The 17,969-nt window shown below is 63.0% G+C and carries 18 protein-coding genes; 12 read left to right on the forward strand and 6 right to left on the reverse strand.

Features of this window, described 5'->3' with window-relative positions; genetic code table 11:
* The first annotated feature begins 284 nt into the window (after positions 1-284).
* The 5 genes from JOH52_RS13485 to JOH52_RS13505 are packed head-to-tail and all read left to right on the forward strand — an operon-like array spanning position 285 to position 7,296.
* Positions 285-3,359, forward strand: coding sequence for an ATP-binding protein (locus JOH52_RS13485; protein WP_014526933.1), 3,075 nt, complete (start codon positions 285-287; stop codon positions 3,357-3,359).
* The gene (locus JOH52_RS13490; protein WP_010969697.1) at positions 3,343-4,572 is read left to right on the forward strand and encodes a YcaO-like family protein; all 1,230 of its coding nucleotides are present in this window, start codon (positions 3,343-3,345) and stop codon (positions 4,570-4,572) included. Before JOH52_RS13485 ends, JOH52_RS13490 begins: the two co-directional genes overlap by 17 nt.
* A 7-nt stretch (positions 4,573-4,579) precedes the next feature.
* Complete coding sequence (locus tag JOH52_RS13495) at positions 4,580-5,362, forward strand: TfuA-like protein (RefSeq protein WP_010969696.1); 783 nt, start codon at positions 4,580-4,582, stop codon at positions 5,360-5,362.
* A 33-nt stretch (positions 5,363-5,395) separates the two neighbouring features.
* On the forward strand, positions 5,396-6,580 hold the full coding sequence (locus JOH52_RS13500; protein ID WP_010969695.1) for a gluzincin family metallopeptidase: 1,185 nt from the start codon (positions 5,396-5,398) through the stop codon (positions 6,578-6,580).
* A gap of 20 nt (positions 6,581-6,600) precedes the next feature.
* On the forward strand, positions 6,601-7,296 hold the full coding sequence (locus JOH52_RS13505; protein WP_010969694.1) for a hypothetical protein: 696 nt from the start codon (positions 6,601-6,603) through the stop codon (positions 7,294-7,296).
* A gap of 21 nt (positions 7,297-7,317) precedes the next feature.
* Here the strand turns inward: JOH52_RS13505 and JOH52_RS13510 are convergent, their stop codons facing one another.
* The 4 genes from JOH52_RS13510 to JOH52_RS13525 form a co-directional block, all read right to left on the reverse strand.
* Positions 7,318-7,671 (reverse strand): EF-hand domain-containing protein, encoded by a 354-nt coding sequence (locus JOH52_RS13510; RefSeq protein WP_010969693.1) that lies wholly within the window; start codon positions 7,669-7,671, stop codon positions 7,318-7,320.
* Between the two features lie 17 nt (positions 7,672-7,688).
* Entirely contained in the window at positions 7,689-7,928 is a 240-nt protein-coding gene (locus JOH52_RS13515) for a glycine zipper 2TM domain-containing protein (protein ID WP_003533819.1), read from the reverse strand.
* Positions 7,929-8,258: 330 nt separating this feature from the next.
* The gene (locus JOH52_RS13520; RefSeq protein WP_010969692.1) at positions 8,259-9,365 is read right to left on the reverse strand and encodes a hypothetical protein; all 1,107 of its coding nucleotides are present in this window, start codon (positions 9,363-9,365) and stop codon (positions 8,259-8,261) included.
* A gap of 230 nt (positions 9,366-9,595) precedes the next feature.
* Positions 9,596-10,306 carry a DUF899 family protein gene (locus tag JOH52_RS13525; RefSeq protein WP_003533815.1) on the reverse strand — a complete coding sequence of 237 codons (711 nt, stop codon included), beginning with the start codon at positions 10,304-10,306 and terminating at the stop codon, positions 9,596-9,598.
* Positions 10,307-10,500: 194 nt separating this feature from the next.
* On the opposite strand from JOH52_RS13525, the gene JOH52_RS13530 reads away from it, so the two are divergent.
* The 3 genes from JOH52_RS13530 to JOH52_RS13540 all read left to right on the forward strand — a co-directional run bounded on the left by JOH52_RS13530 (position 10,501) and on the right by JOH52_RS13540 (position 13,467).
* Positions 10,501-11,253, forward strand: coding sequence for a pyridoxine 5'-phosphate synthase (locus JOH52_RS13530; RefSeq protein WP_003533813.1), 753 nt, complete (start codon positions 10,501-10,503; stop codon positions 11,251-11,253).
* A gap of 186 nt (positions 11,254-11,439) precedes the next feature.
* On the forward strand, positions 11,440-12,858 hold the full coding sequence (locus JOH52_RS13535) for an aminotransferase-like domain-containing protein (protein ID WP_010969691.1): 1,419 nt from the start codon (positions 11,440-11,442) through the stop codon (positions 12,856-12,858).
* A 186-nt stretch (positions 12,859-13,044) separates the two neighbouring features.
* Positions 13,045-13,467, forward strand: coding sequence for a DUF983 domain-containing protein (locus tag JOH52_RS13540; protein ID WP_013844628.1), 423 nt, complete (start codon positions 13,045-13,047; stop codon positions 13,465-13,467).
* Between the two features lie 77 nt (positions 13,468-13,544).
* Here the strand turns inward: JOH52_RS13540 and JOH52_RS13545 are convergent, their stop codons facing one another.
* Positions 13,545-14,432: an SDR family oxidoreductase gene (locus JOH52_RS13545; RefSeq protein ID WP_010969689.1), complete on the reverse strand. Its 888-nt coding sequence runs from the start codon at positions 14,430-14,432 to the stop codon at positions 13,545-13,547.
* Positions 14,433-14,596: 164 nt separating this feature from the next.
* Between JOH52_RS13545 and JOH52_RS13550 the strand changes: the two genes are divergently transcribed.
* Both JOH52_RS13550 and JOH52_RS35910 read left to right on the forward strand, forming a co-directional pair.
* On the forward strand, positions 14,597-15,001 hold the full coding sequence (locus JOH52_RS13550; protein ID WP_003533805.1) for a winged helix-turn-helix transcriptional regulator: 405 nt from the start codon (positions 14,597-14,599) through the stop codon (positions 14,999-15,001).
* Between the two features lie 38 nt (positions 15,002-15,039).
* Entirely contained in the window at positions 15,040-15,171 is a 132-nt protein-coding gene (locus tag JOH52_RS35910) for a glycine zipper domain-containing protein (protein ID WP_003533803.1), read from the forward strand.
* Positions 15,172-15,180: 9 nt separating this feature from the next.
* Here the strand turns inward: JOH52_RS35910 and JOH52_RS13555 are convergent, their stop codons facing one another.
* Positions 15,181-15,885: an aspartate/glutamate racemase family protein gene (locus JOH52_RS13555; RefSeq protein WP_010969687.1), complete on the reverse strand. Its 705-nt coding sequence runs from the start codon at positions 15,883-15,885 to the stop codon at positions 15,181-15,183.
* Positions 15,886-16,088: 203 nt separating this feature from the next.
* On the opposite strand from JOH52_RS13555, the gene JOH52_RS13560 reads away from it, so the two are divergent.
* Both JOH52_RS13560 and JOH52_RS13565 read left to right on the forward strand, forming a co-directional pair.
* The gene (locus tag JOH52_RS13560; RefSeq protein WP_003533799.1) at positions 16,089-16,553 is read left to right on the forward strand and encodes an Lrp/AsnC family transcriptional regulator; all 465 of its coding nucleotides are present in this window, start codon (positions 16,089-16,091) and stop codon (positions 16,551-16,553) included.
* 131 nt (positions 16,554-16,684) lie between these two features.
* A complete protein-coding gene (locus JOH52_RS13565; RefSeq protein ID WP_010969686.1) occupies positions 16,685-17,953 on the forward strand; it encodes an NAD(P)/FAD-dependent oxidoreductase in 1,269 nt (422 codons plus the stop codon).
* The last annotated feature ends 16 nt before the right edge of the window (positions 17,954-17,969 follow it).

A 17,969-nucleotide genomic window follows, 5' to 3' on the forward strand; every position in this document is an offset into this window, starting at 1 on the left:
GCCGCCTGCGATTACGGCATTGTCTTTGCAACACAAGAAGGCGCGTCCTAACGCTCGTCGAAGGGGAAAGGTTGCCCGGTTGCGCGTTTTGCAACTGCCCGCCGATTGACATTGATCTAACGGGCCATCAGCCTTCCCCGAGTCGGTCCCGACACCGCGTGCAGTCAGGGGTGATATTTCGCACGTCAGGTCGGGATCACGTCGGAAAATGCGAGACAGACAGGTCGCCCTGAAGCAGCGCCGCGCGTCTGAGCGGACCTGGCTGGCGAATGCGGGAGTGGTGCATGCTGCGCGAGAGCCGGACAAACACACCACGGCGAGCGGCCGAGCGCGGGAAGCGCCCGGGTGGTTCTTCCGTGCGTGGCGGCGAGCGGCGTATCGTCACGGCGCTTTGCTATGATCTGGTCGGGTCGACCGATCTGATGCACGTGATGGATATCGAGGATTACCAGGAGCTGATGTCCGCCTTTCAGCTTGCCTCGAAGCAAGCCATCGCATCGCATTCCGGTGTGATGCAGCACGAGGCCGGCGACGGCGGTGTTGCGCTCTTCCCGATCGAACTCGAGGCGAAGGACGCCGCCTCGCTCGCAATCCGCGCGGGGCTCGGGATCGTCGAGGCGTGCAAGCGCGTCGGCCGCGAGGCAGGGCAGGACGATCTGCAGGTCCGCGTGGGCATCGCGACGTCCGTTGCCCTCGTTCTCGAAGGATCCCGCGAAGGCTGGACTCGCGAACCGGTCACAGGCGCGGCCCTTGCCATGGCTGCCCGGCTGCAGGCCATCACGGCGCCGAACAGCGTTCTGGTCTCCGAGGAGACACGCCATCTTGCAGGCAGATCCTATGCCTTCGTGTTTCAGGGCAGCAAGGAGCTCAAGGGCTTTGCAGCGCCTGAGAAAGTGTGGCGGGCGCTCGGCCATAAAGTGGGGGTGGACCGCTTCTATGCCTTCGGACGGATGGGCGGGCCGCTGATCAACCGTGAGAACGAACTGAATACCATCGGGCAACTCTGGGATGGCGTCCTTGCGGGACAAGGCTCCGTGGTCCTGATCCAAGGGGACGCCGGCATCGGCAAATCGCGTCTTCTCAGGGAAATTCGCAGACGGACGCGCGCGAAGCGTTCCAAGCTTCTCTTCTTCCAATGCCTGCCCGGCGGTTTCCGCTCGACCCTTCATCCTCTCTTGAACAATCTCCCGGAGGCGGTGTCGGGGAGCGCAGGGCAGATGGGTCCGACGGCCGCCGCCGTGGCGGCGCTGTTCGAACGCAACGGCATCAGGGACCCGGCGGTCGTCGATGTCTTCTCCTACCTGCTTGGGGCGCAGGGTAGCCGTCTGCAGTCGAACGAAGATCCGAAGGCGATCCGCGAGAAGGCTCATCGCGCCCTGCTCCGTGCATTGGAAGCCGTGTGCCGACGCGGGCCGGCGGTGGTGGCTGTCGAGGACGTCCACTGGATCGATCCGACATCCCGTGACCTGCTTGGCGAAGCTGCGAGGATCATTGCAAAATTTCCCGTCTTGCTCGTTACCACGTCGCGCCCTTCCTATGCTTCGGAATGGCTCGACGCCGCCAATCCGACGCGGCTTGCGTTGCGGCCGCTCGATTCGGATGAAACCAGGCTGGCGATAAAGGCAAAATGGCCGGAGCACCGCCTGGCGTTGCTTCCCGATCTCTTCGACGCGACCGAACGGATATCCGGCGGCGTTCCGCTCTTCATCGAGGAGATCTGTCAATGGGTGTCGCAAAATGTCGAGCCCGACACGATGCGCCTGTCGGAGAGCGCCAACCCGTCGCATGTGTCGGCGTTCGAGTCGATATTGGAATCCCGCCTGCAGCAGTTGGGTACGGCCAGGGAGGTCGCGCGCGCGGCGGCAGTCGCGGGCACGCAGGTGACGCTGCCGCTGCTCCGGGCTCTTTTGCCGGATTTCGGCAAGAGCGCGCTTGCGAACGCAGCCGATACTCTCTGCGAGACGGGATTCCTGACGCGGATAAGGGTGCCGGGGCGGACCGCCTATGGCTTCCGGCATACGCTGATCCAGGAGACGATCTACAACGCCGTGCTGCGCAAGCAGCGGCAGGTGCTGCATCGGCGGCTCTTCACAGCAGTCAACCAAAATCGTGGCATGGCGGCCTGGATCGATACCGGCGCGCTTGCCGAGCATGCGGAAAGGGCGGGGCTTGTCGAAGAGGCTGTCCCCTTGTTCATCGCCGCGGGAAAGGAGAGTTCGAGCCGGTCCGCAATGATAGAGGCGAGGCAATTTCTGGAGCATGCCCTGGATCTCTGCGGCCAAATGAGCGAGAGCGACACCGCCGAAGCTCTGAAGCTTTTGGCGTTGACGGCCCTCGGTCCGATTTTGATAGGAACGGTCGGCCTGAGTTCCGAACCCGCGCGAAGGCTTTATGAGGACGCGGTGGAGATCGCCCGGCGACGACCGATGTCCGAGCAGTCCCAATGGTTTCCGATATATTGGGGTTGGTGGCTCACAGGACAGGACTTCCGTGTCATGCACGACCGTGCCCTGGAGGTGCGGTCGATGCTGTCGAAGGCCAACGAGCCGGAAATTCAGCTTCAGGTCAATCATTGCATCTGGGCGATCGATTTCAATCTCGGCCGTCACCGGGAAACGCAGGATGCGATCAAGGCCGGCCTGGCGCTCTATGACGAGAAGCGCGCCAAAGAGAGCCGAACGGAGTTCGGCGGGCATGATGCGAAGGTCTGTGGCCTCGGCCAACTCGCGCTCTCCCTATGGCTCACGGGGCGCACGAAGGCCTCGGACGCGGCGCTATCGAGAATGATCGCTTTCACGGACCGGATCGCGCATGCGCACAGCAAGGCACACTCCCTGGATACCGAGGCGGTGTCTGCCTTTTACCGGGACGATTTCGAAAGGCTCACCGAGGTTTCGGCGCGAATGGCGGATTTCGCCAAGAGGCACAAGATGCAGTCCCTGTCCGGTCAGTCGCTTCTCTTCAGCGGGTGGGCCGAGGCGCACCGCACGGGCCTTGCGAGTGGCCATGCGAGATTTCAGAACGGTCTGTCGCTTCTGCGCGAACTTGGGGCGGTGGCGGATCTGCCGATCTATCTCTGCATGCACGCTACCTTGCTGGGTCTGGCCGGCAAGATCGAACCGGCGATCGAGGTCGTCAACGAAGCGATCGGCAGGGGGGAGGAAACCGGCCACGCCTATTGGCTGGCGGAGTTGCACCGGTGCCGCGCAATTCTGCGGGCGCGGGCAGGCGAGCGTAAGGATGCCGTCGCTGCAGATCTGCGCTGCGCCGTTGAAATCGCGGAAAGCCAGGGGGCGACGGCGCTCACCAGGAGAGCGAGGCATTCGATGCGGGAGCTCGGCATTGTTATCGGGCGCTGAACGAAACGGTGCGAAATCGAACGACGGCGCACGCGCGGCCCTCGCTGATCTCCATGCCTCGATCGTTTCCGCGCGGAAGGCGCCCTTTTCGGATCGCCCGATCGAGGGGAGTCTGGAGCGCTGTCTCGCCGCCCTGGCGCCACTCTGCCGCCGCGCCCGCATTACGCGGCTGGGCGACCTGACGGGCCTCGATCGGCTCGGCCTGCCGGTGATGCAGGCCGTGCGACCCGCCGCGCTTTCAGAGGTCACATCTCTCGGACGCGGTCTGTCGAGGGCCGAGGCGGCAGTCGGCGCGCTGATGGAATCGCTCGAGCGTTATTTCGCCGAGGCCATTCCGGCGGAGCGGACCTTTCTGGCGACGGCCGACCAACTCGAAGTCACCGATGGCCTTTTCGAAAACCTCGTGGTTCCCGAATGGCGCGGGAAATGGCGGCAAAGGACAATTGCCTGGATCGAAGGTATCGATGTCGTCGGCGGCTCAGCGTACCCGGTGCCGCTGGAACTTGTGCATACGCGCTACAGCGAACCGCAGCCGGCCCATGACGGCGCCTTTCTGCGGACGACCACCGGGCTTGCCTGCCATACGAGCCGCCATGGCGCTTTCCTGCACGGATTATGGGAATGCCTTGAACGGGACGCGATCGCACGCGCATTCGGAACGCACGGCTTCTTCGACCGGTGGCGCATTGCGCCCTGCGGCCTCGGTGACGGGGTGGATCATATCCGATCGCTCGCGGGCGCTCGCGGAATATCGTTTGCACTGTGGCTCGCTCCGTCGCCGGCGGCTGTTCCCGTCGTCTGGTGTCAGACGGTCGAGGCCGGGCACGGGGAGCCAATCCTTGCGCTGCCGACGGAAGGCTACGCCGCCGGGCCAAGCATCGAAATGGCGGCGGCAAGCGCAATGCTGGAGGCGCTCTCGGCCAGGGCAGGGGCGATCTCCGGCGCCCGTGATGACCAAACGAGGGAACATTACCGCAGGAGCACCGATGCCGCGGTGGCTAAGGCCCGCGAGCTCGTCCTCGCCGATGCGGCGTCGAAGCCCGGAGAGGCGACGTACGCGACGATTCCGGACCCCGGTACATTGCTAGACCGGGTGGTCGAAGCCGGTCTTGGACCTGTGCTGGCCATTCCCGTGGGCGTCGACGAGGAGGCGGGCGTCCATTGCGTGCGAACCGTTCTTCCCGGAGCCTCTCCCTTTTTCGTCCTGCGATGAGTATGTGATGGCCGGCCGAGGCGACAATCCGATCCTGGTGTTTCTCGGTCCGACTGTTCGTCTTTCCGAGGCGGAGAAAGTCCTCGACGCGATTTATCTGCAGCCGGCCGCGCAGGGGGATGTCCTGCTTGCGGCACATGCCTTTCGCCCTCGGGCCATGATTCTGATCGACGGGCAGTTCGAGGACAGACCGGCTGTCCGGCACAAGGAAATTCTCTGGGCGATGGCGCAAGGGATCGTCTTCATCGGCGCCGGCAGCATGGGCGCACTCAGGGCCGCGGAGCTTGACGCTTTCGGCATGATCGGCGTTGGTCTCATCTACAGGTGGTATCGACGCTTCGGACGTGGTCCTCTTTCCAGCCCTGCGCCCGACGATGCGGTCGCCGTACATTCGGGACCGCCGGAACTCGGCTTTCTGCCTTTGACGGATGCCCTTGTCGACCTGCAGCGAACCTTTTCCGCGTGGTCGCGCCTCGGTGCTGTCAGCCCTTCGGAACGCGACCGCCTTACAACTCTCGCGCGAGACATGAATTTTCGGGAGCGCTCGCTTTCTGCGGTCTTGCAGGCCGCGGGCTGGGCTCAAGAGAGAAGCAGAGAACTGCGGCAGCAGATGATCGGGCAGAAGAGGCACGACGCGATCCTGGCACTACAGCAAGCGCCAACCCTTCTGGCGCAGCATAGCGGCACGCAGCAAGATGGCGGCTGGATCGCGACGAACACCTTCCTCCGCGACCTGGAGGCTGGCGGCATTGACTCGAATTTGGTGAACACCTATAAATTGAAACCATAATTTAGGCATTTTTATTCCGGGGGGCAGTGTGCGATGCGTCTGCTTCGAGACGAAGCCCTCGAGTCCGGCGATTCTCGTCTGGGCACGCGGTTCTGGATTTTCCCTCAGCCACCATTCATTCCGGGCTATGAAAAACCGGACCGCGTCTGGCTGCCGATACCGAGGGACGAGATCGGTGAGGGGCCGAGCGACGCGACGATGTATGTCGTCGATCCGCTCGATGACAAGGAACCCTACGGCTTCGACCGGCTGCCGCCGTTTCACGGCGCCGCCCGTGCACCGGTGGGACCGGGTCCGGATCTGCATTTCGACAACCTGTCTCCCGACTCCCGGGCGTTCCTTCCGGTTCATGCCTATGCGTGCGTGCATTTCGTTCTCAACATCTGGCAGAGTTATCTCGGCAGACCGGTCCGCTGGTTCTTCGACCAGACCTTTCCGCGGCTCGAGATCGTTGCCTTCGTGAACTGGGACAATGCCCAGGCAGGCTACGGCTTCCTGGAACTTGGCTGTTCCGACATTGACGGAATAAGGCGGCCCTACGCGCTCAATTTCGACACCATCGCTCACGAAACCGGACATCTCATCTTTCTTTCGGAAACCGGTATCCCGACGGCTGTGTCGCGCGGAGACGACTTCTTCTCCTTTTCCGAGGCCTTTTCAGATCTTGTGTCGCTGATCTCGTTCCTGCACTTCGATTCCGCGATCGACAGGCTGCTCCGGCGGACGAAAGGGAACCTCCTGCTCTACAACGAGCTCAACCGCTTCGCCGAGACGAGTCCGGAAACCCAGATCCGTCTCGCCACGAATTTCCGCCGCATGTCCGAGGTTACGCGCGAAGTGCATGACCGCGCACTGCCATTCGTGGGGGCGATCTTCGATTCGATCGTGGAACTCTATCACCGCGAGCTCGTGGCACGCGGCTGCGCCGACATCCGGCTGCTCGATATCGACCTCCGGCATCTGGAGCAGGATGATTTCGACCGGTTCCGTGAGACAACGGCAGAGGCTTTCCGGATCAAGCCGATGATCTTCGGACTTGCGCTACGGTCGGCCCGCGACGCGGTGGGGCAGGCGCTTGCAGCTTCGCTGCGGTCGGTCAATCCGGACACCTTGCGGCTGGATCAGGCCGCGGCCGCTATCGTTGCGGCTGCCGATGGAACGGCCGCCGGAGTTCTGGAGGCGAATTTCGCATGGCGTGAAATCATCAGCTCGAGATAGGGACAGAAAAGGAGAGGAAGATGAGCAATTGCAGCAGCCATCCCGGTGTGGGCAGAGAGCCGGGCGGCCTGTCCGGACCAGTCTACGATACGTACAATCCGAGCGAAGTACGCCTCTACGGGCGACCGGCAACGCGAGAAGAGATATTCAAGATCACGGACGAGCAGATCCGGCAAAGAATCAAGTCGTCGCTACGCGAAACTTCGCTTCGGGACGAAGACCTGAATACGCTCGTGAGAATAGTGAAGGAGGCGGCGATCGGAACGGTCGACAACGACGTTCTCGCCGGTATCTTAAAGCAGCAGATCGTCCTCGCCATATTCGATGATGAGCTGAAGTTCAGTCAGCTTCCGGTCAGCGTCAACATACCGGCGAAGAATTTCGAGAAGGGCGGCGAGCGATATATCAAGAGCATCGGCGTGATATACGGCTATGCCTATGAGGGACATTGTTACAAGTTGCCGAAGCCGCAGATCATGTATCTGCCGGAAGAGCCGCGCGAGATCCTCGGCGGGGATTGCGGATGCGACTGCGGATATGTTCCCGAACTCGGCTATGCCGTATGGCAGATCGACAAACTCGAGCGCGTCATTGCGCTGGACGTCCGCTCCGACGACGTGAAGACCCTGGTGCTCGACGAGAACATGCCCGGCAGCCGGTCGCCCATGGCCTATGCGCAGGTCATGGCGCTTGCTCCGCAACGGCATCGCGACTGAACCGTCGAGCGGCGCCGGTGCCTATTGCAGGCTGCCGTCGCCGCTTCTGTCGGCCGATTTGAAGTCGGCCATGACCCTGTTCAGGAACTCGGTTTGGCTAAGCTTCCCGTCGCGATTGGCGTCTGTCGCGGCAAACTGCTGCGCGTTCAGAACCTGCGCCACTTCTTCCGAGCGCAGACTTCCGTCCTTGTTCCTGTCCAGGTTCCCAAAGGCCGAGGTCATGAAGGCTTGGTATTCCGGCCGGTCGACGGCCCCGTTCCCGTCACGGTCCAGCCGATTCATCTGGCCCTGGTTCATGGCCATCGGCTGATCCTGCGCCGCCGCTGCAATCACCTGGGAAAGCGCGAACGCCGCCACGAGGACTGGTCTTTTCATCACCCTGCTCCTTTGGGTCAGGTGCAGGTCAGGGCGCTGCCCGCTGCGCTGCCGAGTACGGCACCGCCGCCCACGGCCCAGAGCTGCCCGGTTCCCGAGCCGATGGTCGCGCCGGCCAGTCCACCGACGACCGCGCCACCGACGGTGCCCGCGATACAGCCGAACTCACCGGTCCGCCCCCCGGTCATCGAGGCGGTTTGGCAGCCGGATAAGGCGAGGCAGGCTGCGAGAGCGAGAGTGATCGTGCAATTCTTCATTTCTTCCTCCAAGCATTCCGCCCGTATGAAATACAGATCGTAGGAGGCGCCATTAAGTGGCGTCGAATGGAAAAGGACTTCCGAATATCTCCCTCGTAAGAAGAGGGTTCTTCTGTTCCATTGGAAGCTGCCTCTCGGCAAAACACGCGGTCCATCTGAAAAGACGTGCGGACTGTCGGTAAATACTACCGCTGCCTATGAGTGAAAACAACTCTCGGGCCAGTTGATCACCGATCACCAATGGCAACATATGATGTCGGCCGTGATTGTGAGCTGGTCATATTTCCGTTTGGGGGCGGCTCGCCGGGTGAAGAACCATCTGTGTAGAGCTCAGTGACCGTTGATCTTGTGCGGACTGCTGACCGAGAGGATGAAGAAGGGCTCGTCGCCCTTGAGCGGCTTCAGCTTCTGCTGGCAGTTCCACGCCTCCTGGAAGCTGTCGCGCGTCAGCAGCTTGCGGTACCGCGCGGTCGCCGACATGCATTGCATCAGCGTGCTTTGCAGGCCCTCCAGTGCGGCATGAGCATAGATTTCGCCGTCCAGAGCGAAAAGCTGCGCCGCAAGCGAGGTGCTTTCGTAGAGGATGTCGCCCTCGCTATCGAGCCTGTCCGCGGTGATGAAGTCCTGGCGCAGGGGAATGCCTTCGCCGTCGTGGGAAAGCGTGACCCGGATTCCCGGCGCAGGCGCGTCATGCCAGGCGAGCGCGATGGAGAATGCTAGCGCCTGATTGCCGGAAGCCGGCTCACGGCCGCCGTCGGACGCGCTTGCCTTCGCAAGCGTTCCATGTCGAAGCGCCGCCTCGCGCAACTGGGCGGCAAATCGCCCGGTGCTCTTGTGCTGCGGGCCGGTAACGCTGATGCTGACGGAGGGAAGCCCCCGGACCGCGGCCATCGGACCATTGACGAGCTTGGCCTCGGCGTCGATGTCGAGCGACATTTCCGATTCCGGCAGAGGAGCAAAAAGGAGAAGCGGCAGCACCGTGAGCACGGCCCAGGGAGAGGAGAAGGGGGCGGGCTGCCAGGGCGGCCTGCGCCCGGACTGCCGGCTGCGGGCGCCCGCGGTATCGTGACCTGAAGCCACAGGCACACTGGACGACTGCCGGCGATACTCCGGCACATAGGTCCCCTTTGGCATGACGATCTGCCATTCTTCGTCGGCGCCGTCCGTTTCGTAAAAGGCCTTGAGCAGCTTGCGCAGCTTGCCGGCATGGACGCGGACAAGCGGATCGCTGTCCGCATCGAAGGTCTGACTGCGTCCGAAAACATCGATGGCGATCGAGTAGCCCTTCAACTGGGCGCCTTCACCGAGCATCTCCTTTTCCACCACATAGGCGAGAAACGCGCGCAGCCGCTCGGAGCGCTGAAAGCCATTGCTGTCGAGAATCCGGGCGAGCGCTCGCCGGATCGTCTCGTTGCATGGCCTTTCGGCTGGCGTCATCGATGGCTCCAAGAGAAGATGCGGCTCAATGCCGGAAAAATGTTTTAGAACATAAGCAACCTTAACCTGATTCGAAACTTAGGCCCAAAGATGGTGGTTGTCAGGCCGCGCGTCGGAAAGTGCGCGTTTTTCCAGCTGAGCAGCAGAAATGCATCGATTCGCGGGCGCGCGCGACCGTCACCTGCGCGGTCCTCTATGGACGGGCAGCGACGGTCCCTAAGACGGCCGGATCATCCGCCGCTGCTATATTCGAGTTTCGGGTACCAGTCGGCACCCCGGCCTTCGGGCGTGGTGTCGAGCAGGGTCCATAACGGGTCGGGATCGGGTGCGCCGCGCGGGTCCTGGCCCGGATCGGCCATCTCGCCGCTGATCTCCGCACTCCAGAAATGCCGGATCGTTCCGTCTCTCCGCGTGAAGACCGTGTAGCCCGGAACGTCCTCATCCTCGGCACTGACATAGTCTCGGGTGAAGGCGCCGTCGCTATCGGAATAGACCTTCAATTGCGTCCAGCCGCGGGCCTTCTTTGCAGCGAGCAGTCTCTCCACCGGCGAACGGGCGACCATGGCGAGTGCCACGCGCTGTTCGATATCGGGCACCTTGCCTTCCCAGCCGGCCATCAGGGAGGTGCACATGGGGCAGGGCCTTTCGCGCTGCGGTCCGAACATATAGCTGTAGATGATGAGGGTATTCTTGTCGCCGAAGAGATCGGCAAGTGTAACGGGTCCGTTCTCACTCTCGAAACGATAGGTCTTGGTCACTTCGCCGCCCGGCGGCAGTCGCCTGCGCAGCTCCGAAACCCGCTCGATGTGGCGCCTCAATTCGATCTCCTCGGCGAGAAGCGCATTACGCGCCCGGCGGTAGTCGGCACTTTCGTTGGGAAAGCGGGCGCGGTTTCGCGCTGCCAGCTCCTTAGCGGCGATCGGCGTCGTCTGCATGGTCATGTCTCACTCCTCCGGTTCGATATGGTGCACTCGGCGATTAAGTTGATATCAACGTATCTGACCGCTGTCAAAGAGGCGCGCTGCGCAGAACCGCGAATGAGCGATTCCTGTTTCCTGAAAACTGCGGTAGAACAGCGGCGTAGCCATCATTCGGCCCCTCGTGCAATTGGGGCGTCTCGTCTGAAAGTTCCGATATGCCTGCAAAGCTCTCCGTAAATCTCAATGCCATCGCCATGCTGCGCAACCGGCGTGATCTCCCCTGGCCATCCGTGACCGGCCTCGGGCGCACCGCCTTGCAGGCGGGAGCGAGCGGACTGACCGTTCACCCGCGCCCGGACCAGCGGCATATCCGCTTTTCCGATCTCCAGCCGATCCGCGACCTGATCGACGACGAGTTTCCGGCTGCGGAATTCAACATGGAGGGCTTTCCGAACGAGGCGTTTCTCGAACTGGTCGAGCGGCACGAACCGGAACAGGTGACACTGGTGCCGGACGATCCGGCGCAGGCGACCTCCGACCATGGCTGGGATTTTCGCAAGAGCCATAACCTGCTCGGCAACGTCGTCGGGCGGCTGAAGAAGAGAGGTTTCCGCGTCTCGCTGTTTGCCGACGGCATTCCCGACCCGGAGGCGCTGAAGCTTGCGAAGGAGACCGGGGCCGACCGCATAGAACTCTATACCGGACCCTATGGCGGCTGTTACGACGATCCGGAGAAAGCGGAGCGGATCGCGATCGAACTGGGCCGCACTGCGGAGATCGCGATCGGCCTTGGCCTGGCCGTCAATGCCGGCCACGACCTGACCGTCGCCAACCTGCCGTTGCTCGTCGAACACATTCCCGAACTCGCCGAAGTCTCGATCGGACACGGGCTGACGGCCGATGCGCTCGAATACGGAATGGCCGAGACCGTACGACGCTTCCGCCGTGCCTGCGGCGAGACGGCTTAACGCGACGGATTCATAGCTCGGCGCGCCTCCTGCGTTGCGCGCCGCTTTGACGAGGGACTTCCGCGAGCGCCCATTTTGAAATGAAGCTGCGCACCGAGTGCCGGCAGTTCTCTCTATCAGGACGATCTTGCGCGCTATCCCGCGTCCATGCAATATCCATACATTGCAAGAACTCGAAAGGCTCCGATGGCCGTGGATCGCGTGGACGTTTCCTGGGTGCCGGCCCTCGGCAGGGCGGGAGGCCCGCTGTATCTCGCAATTGCCGACGAGATCGCCGCGGACATCGCGGCGGGCCGGCTGGAGGATGGAGTGCGCCTGCCGCCGCAGCGCGCTCTGGCGGCCGCGCTCGGCATCGACTTTACAACCGTCAGCCGAGCCTACAACGAAGCGCGCCGGCGCGGCCTGGTCGAAGGTCGCGTGGGGCAGGGTACCTATGTCACGGCTCGGCGGAGGAGCGCGGTACGTCCCTCCTCGGGCGGTCTGGCGGGCGGCCTGTTGGGCAGTCTCGTCGACATGAGCATGAACCTGCCGCCGCTCTTCGACGACCCGGCCCTGTCGGAGAAGATGTGGGCGGATGTTGCGGCTCTCGATCAGCGTGGTCCCGAACTGCTGATGCGCTATCAGCCTGTCGGCGGCGCGGAGCGGGACAGGGCTGCGGGTGCGGCCTGGCTCAAGCCGCGGCTCGGCGATCTTCAAGCCGATCGGTTGGTCGTCTGTACAGGAGCGCAAGGGGCTCTGCTTGCGAGCGTCGGGATGCTGGCGACGAAGGGCGACAGGATCTGCGCCGAGGCGCTTACCTATCCCGGCCTCCGCTCACTGGCGGCGCATATGGGTATCGAACTCGTGAGCGTCGGGATCGACCGCAACGGGATATTGCCTGACGCCTTCGAGGAGGCGTGCGCCCGGTACAAGCCGAAGGCTCTTTACTGCAATCCGACCCTTCACAATCCGACGACCGCGACGCTTCCGCTCGAACGCCGCGAGGCGATCGTGGCGATCGCACGCCGCCATGGCGTGGTCGTAATCGAGGACGACGCCTACGGCGCATTGCCCGCGAACCCCGTTCCCCCACTGGCCGCGCTCGCGCCGGACCTCGTCTTTCACATAGCAGGCCTTGCCAAGTGCCTCTCGCCGGCGCTCCGCATCGCCTACCTGGTCGCGCCTGACCGATCGGCGGCCGTCCGCCTCGAAGGGGCGATTCGAGCGACAGTCGGCATGACGTCTCCGCTTTCGGCGGCCATCGCCACGCGCTGGCTGGAGGAGGGAACGGCGCAGGCGGTTCTGGCAGCGATCCGCACGGAAGCCGGCGCGCGCCAGCGGATCGCGATCAAGGGCCTCGATGGTGCCGATCTTCTCGCCGATCGCGAGGGTTTTCATCTTTGGCTGAAGCTGCCTTCCCGGTGGAGCCGCGGCGAGTTCACGGCGCAACTGCGAATGGCCGGGATCGGCGTCGTCGCCAGCGATGCCTTCGCGATCTCCGACCCACCGGAAGCCGTCCGGCTCGGTCTCGGCGCTGCGCGGACACGCGATGAACTGCGGCATAGCCTGGACGTCATCGCCGGTCTGCTCGCTCAGTTTCCAGCGGCCCATAACCTCATCGTTTAAAGGTGATACTCCTGTGCGAAGATGCTGCGTGGAATTGCCGCGCCCCTGAATGCATACAATTTATTGTTCTTGTATGGTTTGTATGTCATATTTTTTGGGTCGCCCAAGCGGGTGGTGCCCGGCCGACGGGAACGTCTCGCAAGGTTGCGGGTTTGCGGGGCACGCAGAAGACTGAAAGGAAGAACGATGCCGGATCAAGAGTGGCCGCCTCTATCGCCGCTGCATACGGGATTGCGCGGTCGCTGCCCCCGTTGCGGCCAGGGGCATATGTTCGATGGCTTCCTGAAGCTCAGGCGAGGATGCGAAGTCTGCGGGCTGGACTATTCCTTCGCCGATCCCGCGGACGGGCCTGCTTTCTTCGTCATCTGCTTTGCCTGCGTGCCGAGCGTTTTTCTCGGCGTGTGGCTGGAGGTGCAATACAACGCACCCCTTTGGGTCCATCTCCTGGTCACCGGGCCGTTCATGCTCCTGACCTGCATTCCGCCGTTGAGGCCGTTAAAGGGGTGGTTGGTGGCGAGCCAGTATTTCTACAAGGCCGAGGAGGGCAGGGTGGCTCGCCGGGCCGCAGCCGCGGCGCCGGAGAGTTCGAGCGAGACCGCCCTGCGCTGAACGCCGACCTCGGTCACTACCCTCGAATCAGCCCAGAAAAGGCCCGGTCGTTTTGCCGGGCCTCCTGCGACCTATGATCAGTGGGCGAGCGCCGCCCTATTCGCCTCCAGGAAGGAGGCAAGGTCGATGGGGTGCCTGCCGGTAAGGCCGGCGGTGTCGTCGGTTACGATGTCGAAATGTCCTTTGCGGGTATTGGCGTCGAAGGAGACGAGGATCGGAACGAAGAAGTCCGGCAGACCCGCATTCTTGAGACCGCCGGCCAGTGCTTCGTCAGAGACATGGACGACCTCGAGCTTCTTGCCCGTGGCTTTGGCAACAAGGGCGGCGATCTCGCCGGTTGTGAGAGCCTGCGTTCCGGTCAGGGTGTAAGTGCGGCTTTCCGCCGAGTCCGACTGGAGAGCGGAAGCGGCGGCCGCGGCAAGGTCACGGCGCCCGATGTGGGAAATACGGCCATCGCCGGCGGAGGAGAACCATTGTCCTGCCGCGAGTGCGTGCGGGAGCGACAGGAGGAGGTTTTCCATGTACCAGGCGTTACGCAGAATCGTGTAGGGAATCCCCGTCGCCTTGATGGCTTCTTCGGTGCCGAGATGGTCGGACGCGAAAGGGATCACCGACGCTTCCGGCTGCGGCATCGACGTATAGAGGATGTGCTTCACCGCCGCCTTCCTGGCCGCCTCGACGGCGGCAAGGTGCTGCTTCAGACGCTTGCCCGGTTCGTTGAGAACATCCGTCGAAATGATGAGTATTCGGTCGGCGCCGGCGAAGGCCCGCTCGAGCGAAGCCGGATCGTCGAAATCGGCGGCACGGGTCTCCACGCCCTTCGCTGCGTAGTCCGCCAGTTTGGCAATGTCCCGGCTGGTGGCGATAATATCGGCCGGCTTCGTCTTGCCGGATGCCAGGAGGGCATCGAGCACGAGTTTGCCGAACTGGCCGGCGGCGCCGGTTACGAGCAGTCTTCCAGACATGATTTTCCTTTCTTTTCCACTTTAGCGCGTTGTTCAGCATGTCCTGTCGACATGAGCTCATGCCGAAAGCTGGTCTCTTTTTGAGAGTTGCTCTTATCCCGTGATCTGCTAAGAGCTGTAAAGGAGGCAGTTTTTTCTGCCGTGGTTACGGAAAGGGTACCGCCATGACCAGGGCGTCGGGCACGTTGAAGGGCGAGCGGGTGGCAGTCGTCTGCGGCATGCCTGTGGACATCGACAATTGTCCGGTGCGGGACGTGATGGACAATATCGGCGGTAAGTGGAACTCGCTGATGATTCTGTCGCTCGCCGACGGTCCCTTGCGGTTCTCGCAGCTCAGGCGGCTCATCCCGGACATTTCACAGCGGATGCTGACCCAGACGCTGCGTGACCTGCAGCGTGATGGCTATCTGCGCCGTACCGTTTACCCGACGCAGCCCCCGAGCGTGGAATACAGCCTCACGGATCTCGGCCGCTCATTCCTTGCCGTCCTAAGGGTCTTCGTCGACTGGTCGCTAGAGAACCACCAGGCTATCCGACAGGCACGGGCGGAGTACGACGACGCGCAATAGGCGGATTGTCGCCACAGGCCTGTGGTATCGCCACGCTCATGGCAATCGGCATTGCAATCGGCGTAGGTGTTGGGGCAGCCGTGGGGTCCGCGCTCGACAATGTCGCGCTGGGCATCACGATCGGCATCGCTCTCGGTGCTGCGCTGGGCCTCCTATATCAGCGCCGTTAGGCAGGCAGCTTACTGCCGGTCGCGAAGCGAGAATTCGACCGCCGCCTCGGCGTGGATGGCGGTGGAATCGAAGCCCGGGAGCGGCAAATCGGCCGGATCGAGAAGGAGGCAGATTTCGGTGCAGCCGAGAATGACGGCGTCCGCACCTTCCGCTTTTGCTTTCTCGATGAGCCCGATCACTGCCGAGCGCGAGGCGTTCAGCACTTGGCCGGCGCAGAGCTCGTCGAAGATCACGTTGTGGGTCAGTGTCCGCCCATCGGCATCCGGTACCATCAGGTCGATATCATGTGTCTTCATGCGCTCGGCATAGAAGCCTTGTTCCATCGTGTAGCGTGTGGCGAGCAACAGGGGCTTGCGGCTGCCGGCGGCTTTCAGGCGCAGTGCCGTTTCGTCGATGATGTTGATCAACGGGACGTCGACCGAGGCATGCACCGCGTCGGCAATGAGGTGCATTGTGTTGCTGCAGATCAGGATGCAGTCCGCGCCGCCGGCGACGAGCCCGCGGGCAACATCGGAGAGAAGCAGGGCGGCGTCGTCCCAATGGCCGGCTCTCTGCAGGTCCACGATCCGCTGGAAGTCGACGGAATGCAGAAGCACTTCCGCCGAATGTAATTTGCCACGTCGCCTGCGCACGGCCTCGTTGACCAGGCGATAGTAGACTGCCGAGCTTTCGAAGCTCATGCCGCCGATGAGGCCGATTTTCCGCATTTCCATCGTCGCGTTCCCTGCTGCTGTCCTGTGGCCGGTCGGGAACGCTTCGCCACGTTCCCCGTTCCATTGCTAGATTATCGTGCGGGCCCGGTCGCATGTGTTTGCTTTGATCGGCGCTTGGCCAAATTTTAGCAAGCCGTTTGCGCCAAATCCGAATGTTCCGAAAAATTTCGGCGCACTCTATGGCAAGAGCAAGGAGTCGGAGCGTGCTTGACGAGAGAGACCGGAAGCTGCTCATGCTTCTGCAGCAGGATGCGAGCGTCGCCATGGGCGACCTTGCCGAGAGGGTGAGTCTTTCGCTTTCCGCCTGCTCGCGGCGCATTCAGCGGCTGGAGGAGGCGGGCTATGTTACCCGGCGCATCGTCGTACTCGACCGGGAAAGGATGGGCGTGCCGACCACGGTTTTTGCGCTGATCAAGACGGCGCATCACTCCGACGACTGGATCGAAAAGTTCCGCAGGGCCATCAGCGACATTCCGGAGATCGTAGAGGCGCACCGGCTGACCGGCAATTACGATTACATCGTCAAGGTGGTTCTGCCGAGGGTCGAACATTACGACGTCGTCTACAAGCAGATCGTGCGGAAGGTGGAGCTTTTCGACGTTTCCGCGTCGATTTCGATGGAAGTCCTGAAAAGTGGTACCGCAGTGCCCGTCGGCTATGCGGAGTAGGGCCGCCGAAACATCACGCGAAGACCATCCGCGGATGCAATGCAGCCATGCCGGGCGAAGGCTTGCGCTCCGGCTTGTGGAGTTGAACAGTCTTGCCAGCCAGAGCGGGATGAGGAACAGGACGAAAGACCATGCAGGAAAGACATCATGTCGTCGTGGTCGGCGGAGGTTTCGGCGGGCTGCAACTCGTCAACGACCTCAAGGGTGCGCCGGTCAAGGTCACGCTGATCGACCGGCGCAATCATCACCTCTTCCAGCCGCTGCTTTACCAGGTGGCGACCACGGTGCTTGCGACTTCGGAGATCGCATGGCCGATCCGCCGGCTCTACCGCGACCGACAGGAGGTGACGACGCTGCTCGGCGAGGTGGCGGGCGTCGATATGATTGCGAAGGAAGTGACGCTCGCGCATGGGCAATCGATCCCCTACGACACGTTGGTGTTGGCGACCGGCGCAACGCACGCCTATTTCGGCCACGATGAATGGGCGGCGGTCGCGCCCGGGCTCAAGACACTGGAGGATGCGACGACCATTCGCCGCCGCGTGCTCATCGCCTTCGAGCAGGCGGAGGTGGAGGAGGACACCGCCAGGCGCGATGCGCTGCTGACCTTCACGATCATCGGCGCAGGACCGACGGGGGTCGAGCTTGCGGGCATCATCGCCGAAATGGCCCATAGAACGCTGCCCGGCGAGTTCCGCCGGATCGATACGCGTTTGGCCCGCGTGGTGCTCGTCGAAGCCGGCCCGCGCATCCTTCCCGCCTTCAGCGAGGAGCTTTCCGCCTATGCTTCCCGCGAACTGGAGAAGCTTGGCGTCGAGGTCCTGACGGGCACGCCGGTGACCGACTGCACCGACGAGGGGGTCACGATAGGCGAGAGCTTCGTCCCGAGCCGGACGCTCGTCTGGGCGGCGGGGGTCCAGGCCTCGCCTGCAGCCAGATGGGTCGGCGCCGACGCGGACCGCGCCGGCCGCGTTAAGGTCGGGCCCGATCTGACCGCGCCGCACCACCCGGACATCTTCGTCATCGGCGATACGGCATCGGTCATCCAGGAAGACGGCAAGCCGGTGCCCGGCATCGCGCCCGCGGCCAAGCAGCAGGGAGCCTACGTCGCCCAGGTGATCCGTGGCCGGCTCACGGGCTCGCCGGCGCCGGGGCCGTTCCGCTACCGGCACCAGGGAAGCCTGGCCACCATCGGCAAGCGCGCGGCGATCATCGATTTCGGCCGGATCAAGCTCAGGGGATCGCTCGCCTGGTGGATCTGGGGCATTGCCCACATCTACTTCCTGATCGGTACCCGCAGCCGCTTTGCCGTGGCCTGGAGCTGGCTATGGACCTATCTGAGCGGCCAGCACAGCGCCCGACTGATCACGCAGAAGGATACGCTTCGGGAGGAGAGGTGACCGCGGGAGCGGATCT

The sequence above is a fragment of the Sinorhizobium meliloti genome (assembly GCF_017876815.1).
Classification (GTDB): domain Bacteria; phylum Pseudomonadota; class Alphaproteobacteria; order Rhizobiales; family Rhizobiaceae; genus Sinorhizobium; species Sinorhizobium meliloti.

Coding starts and splice junctions, on each gene's coding strand:
- JOH52_RS13485 (WP_014526933.1), top strand. CDS start 285: ATGCTGCGCGAGAGCCGGACAAACACACCACGGCGAGCGGCCGAGCGC.
- JOH52_RS13495 (WP_010969696.1), top strand. CDS start 4,580: ATGGCCGGCCGAGGCGACAATCCGATCCTGGTGTTTCTCGGTCCGACT.
- JOH52_RS13500 (WP_010969695.1), top strand. CDS start 5,396: ATGCGTCTGCTTCGAGACGAAGCCCTCGAGTCCGGCGATTCTCGTCTG.
- JOH52_RS13505 (WP_010969694.1), top strand. CDS start 6,601: ATGAGCAATTGCAGCAGCCATCCCGGTGTGGGCAGAGAGCCGGGCGGC.
- JOH52_RS13510 (WP_010969693.1), bottom strand. CDS start 7,671: ATGAAAAGACCAGTCCTCGTGGCGGCGTTCGCGCTTTCCCAGGTGATT.
- JOH52_RS13515 (WP_003533819.1), bottom strand. CDS start 7,928: ATGAAGAATTGCACGATCACTCTCGCTCTCGCAGCCTGCCTCGCCTTA.
- JOH52_RS13520 (WP_010969692.1), bottom strand. CDS start 9,365: ATGACGCCAGCCGAAAGGCCATGCAACGAGACGATCCGGCGAGCGCTC.
- JOH52_RS13525 (WP_003533815.1), bottom strand. CDS start 10,306: ATGACCATGCAGACGACGCCGATCGCCGCTAAGGAGCTGGCAGCGCGA.
- JOH52_RS13530 (WP_003533813.1), top strand. CDS start 10,501: ATGCCTGCAAAGCTCTCCGTAAATCTCAATGCCATCGCCATGCTGCGC.
- JOH52_RS13535 (WP_010969691.1), top strand. CDS start 11,440: ATGGCCGTGGATCGCGTGGACGTTTCCTGGGTGCCGGCCCTCGGCAGG.
- JOH52_RS13540 (WP_013844628.1), top strand. CDS start 13,045: ATGCCGGATCAAGAGTGGCCGCCTCTATCGCCGCTGCATACGGGATTG.
- JOH52_RS13545 (WP_010969689.1), bottom strand. CDS start 14,432: ATGTCTGGAAGACTGCTCGTAACCGGCGCCGCCGGCCAGTTCGGCAAA.
- JOH52_RS13550 (WP_003533805.1), top strand. CDS start 14,597: ATGACCAGGGCGTCGGGCACGTTGAAGGGCGAGCGGGTGGCAGTCGTC.
- JOH52_RS35910 (WP_003533803.1), top strand. CDS start 15,040: ATGGCAATCGGCATTGCAATCGGCGTAGGTGTTGGGGCAGCCGTGGGG.
- JOH52_RS13555 (WP_010969687.1), bottom strand. CDS start 15,885: ATGGAAATGCGGAAAATCGGCCTCATCGGCGGCATGAGCTTCGAAAGC.
- JOH52_RS13565 (WP_010969686.1), top strand. CDS start 16,685: ATGCAGGAAAGACATCATGTCGTCGTGGTCGGCGGAGGTTTCGGCGGG.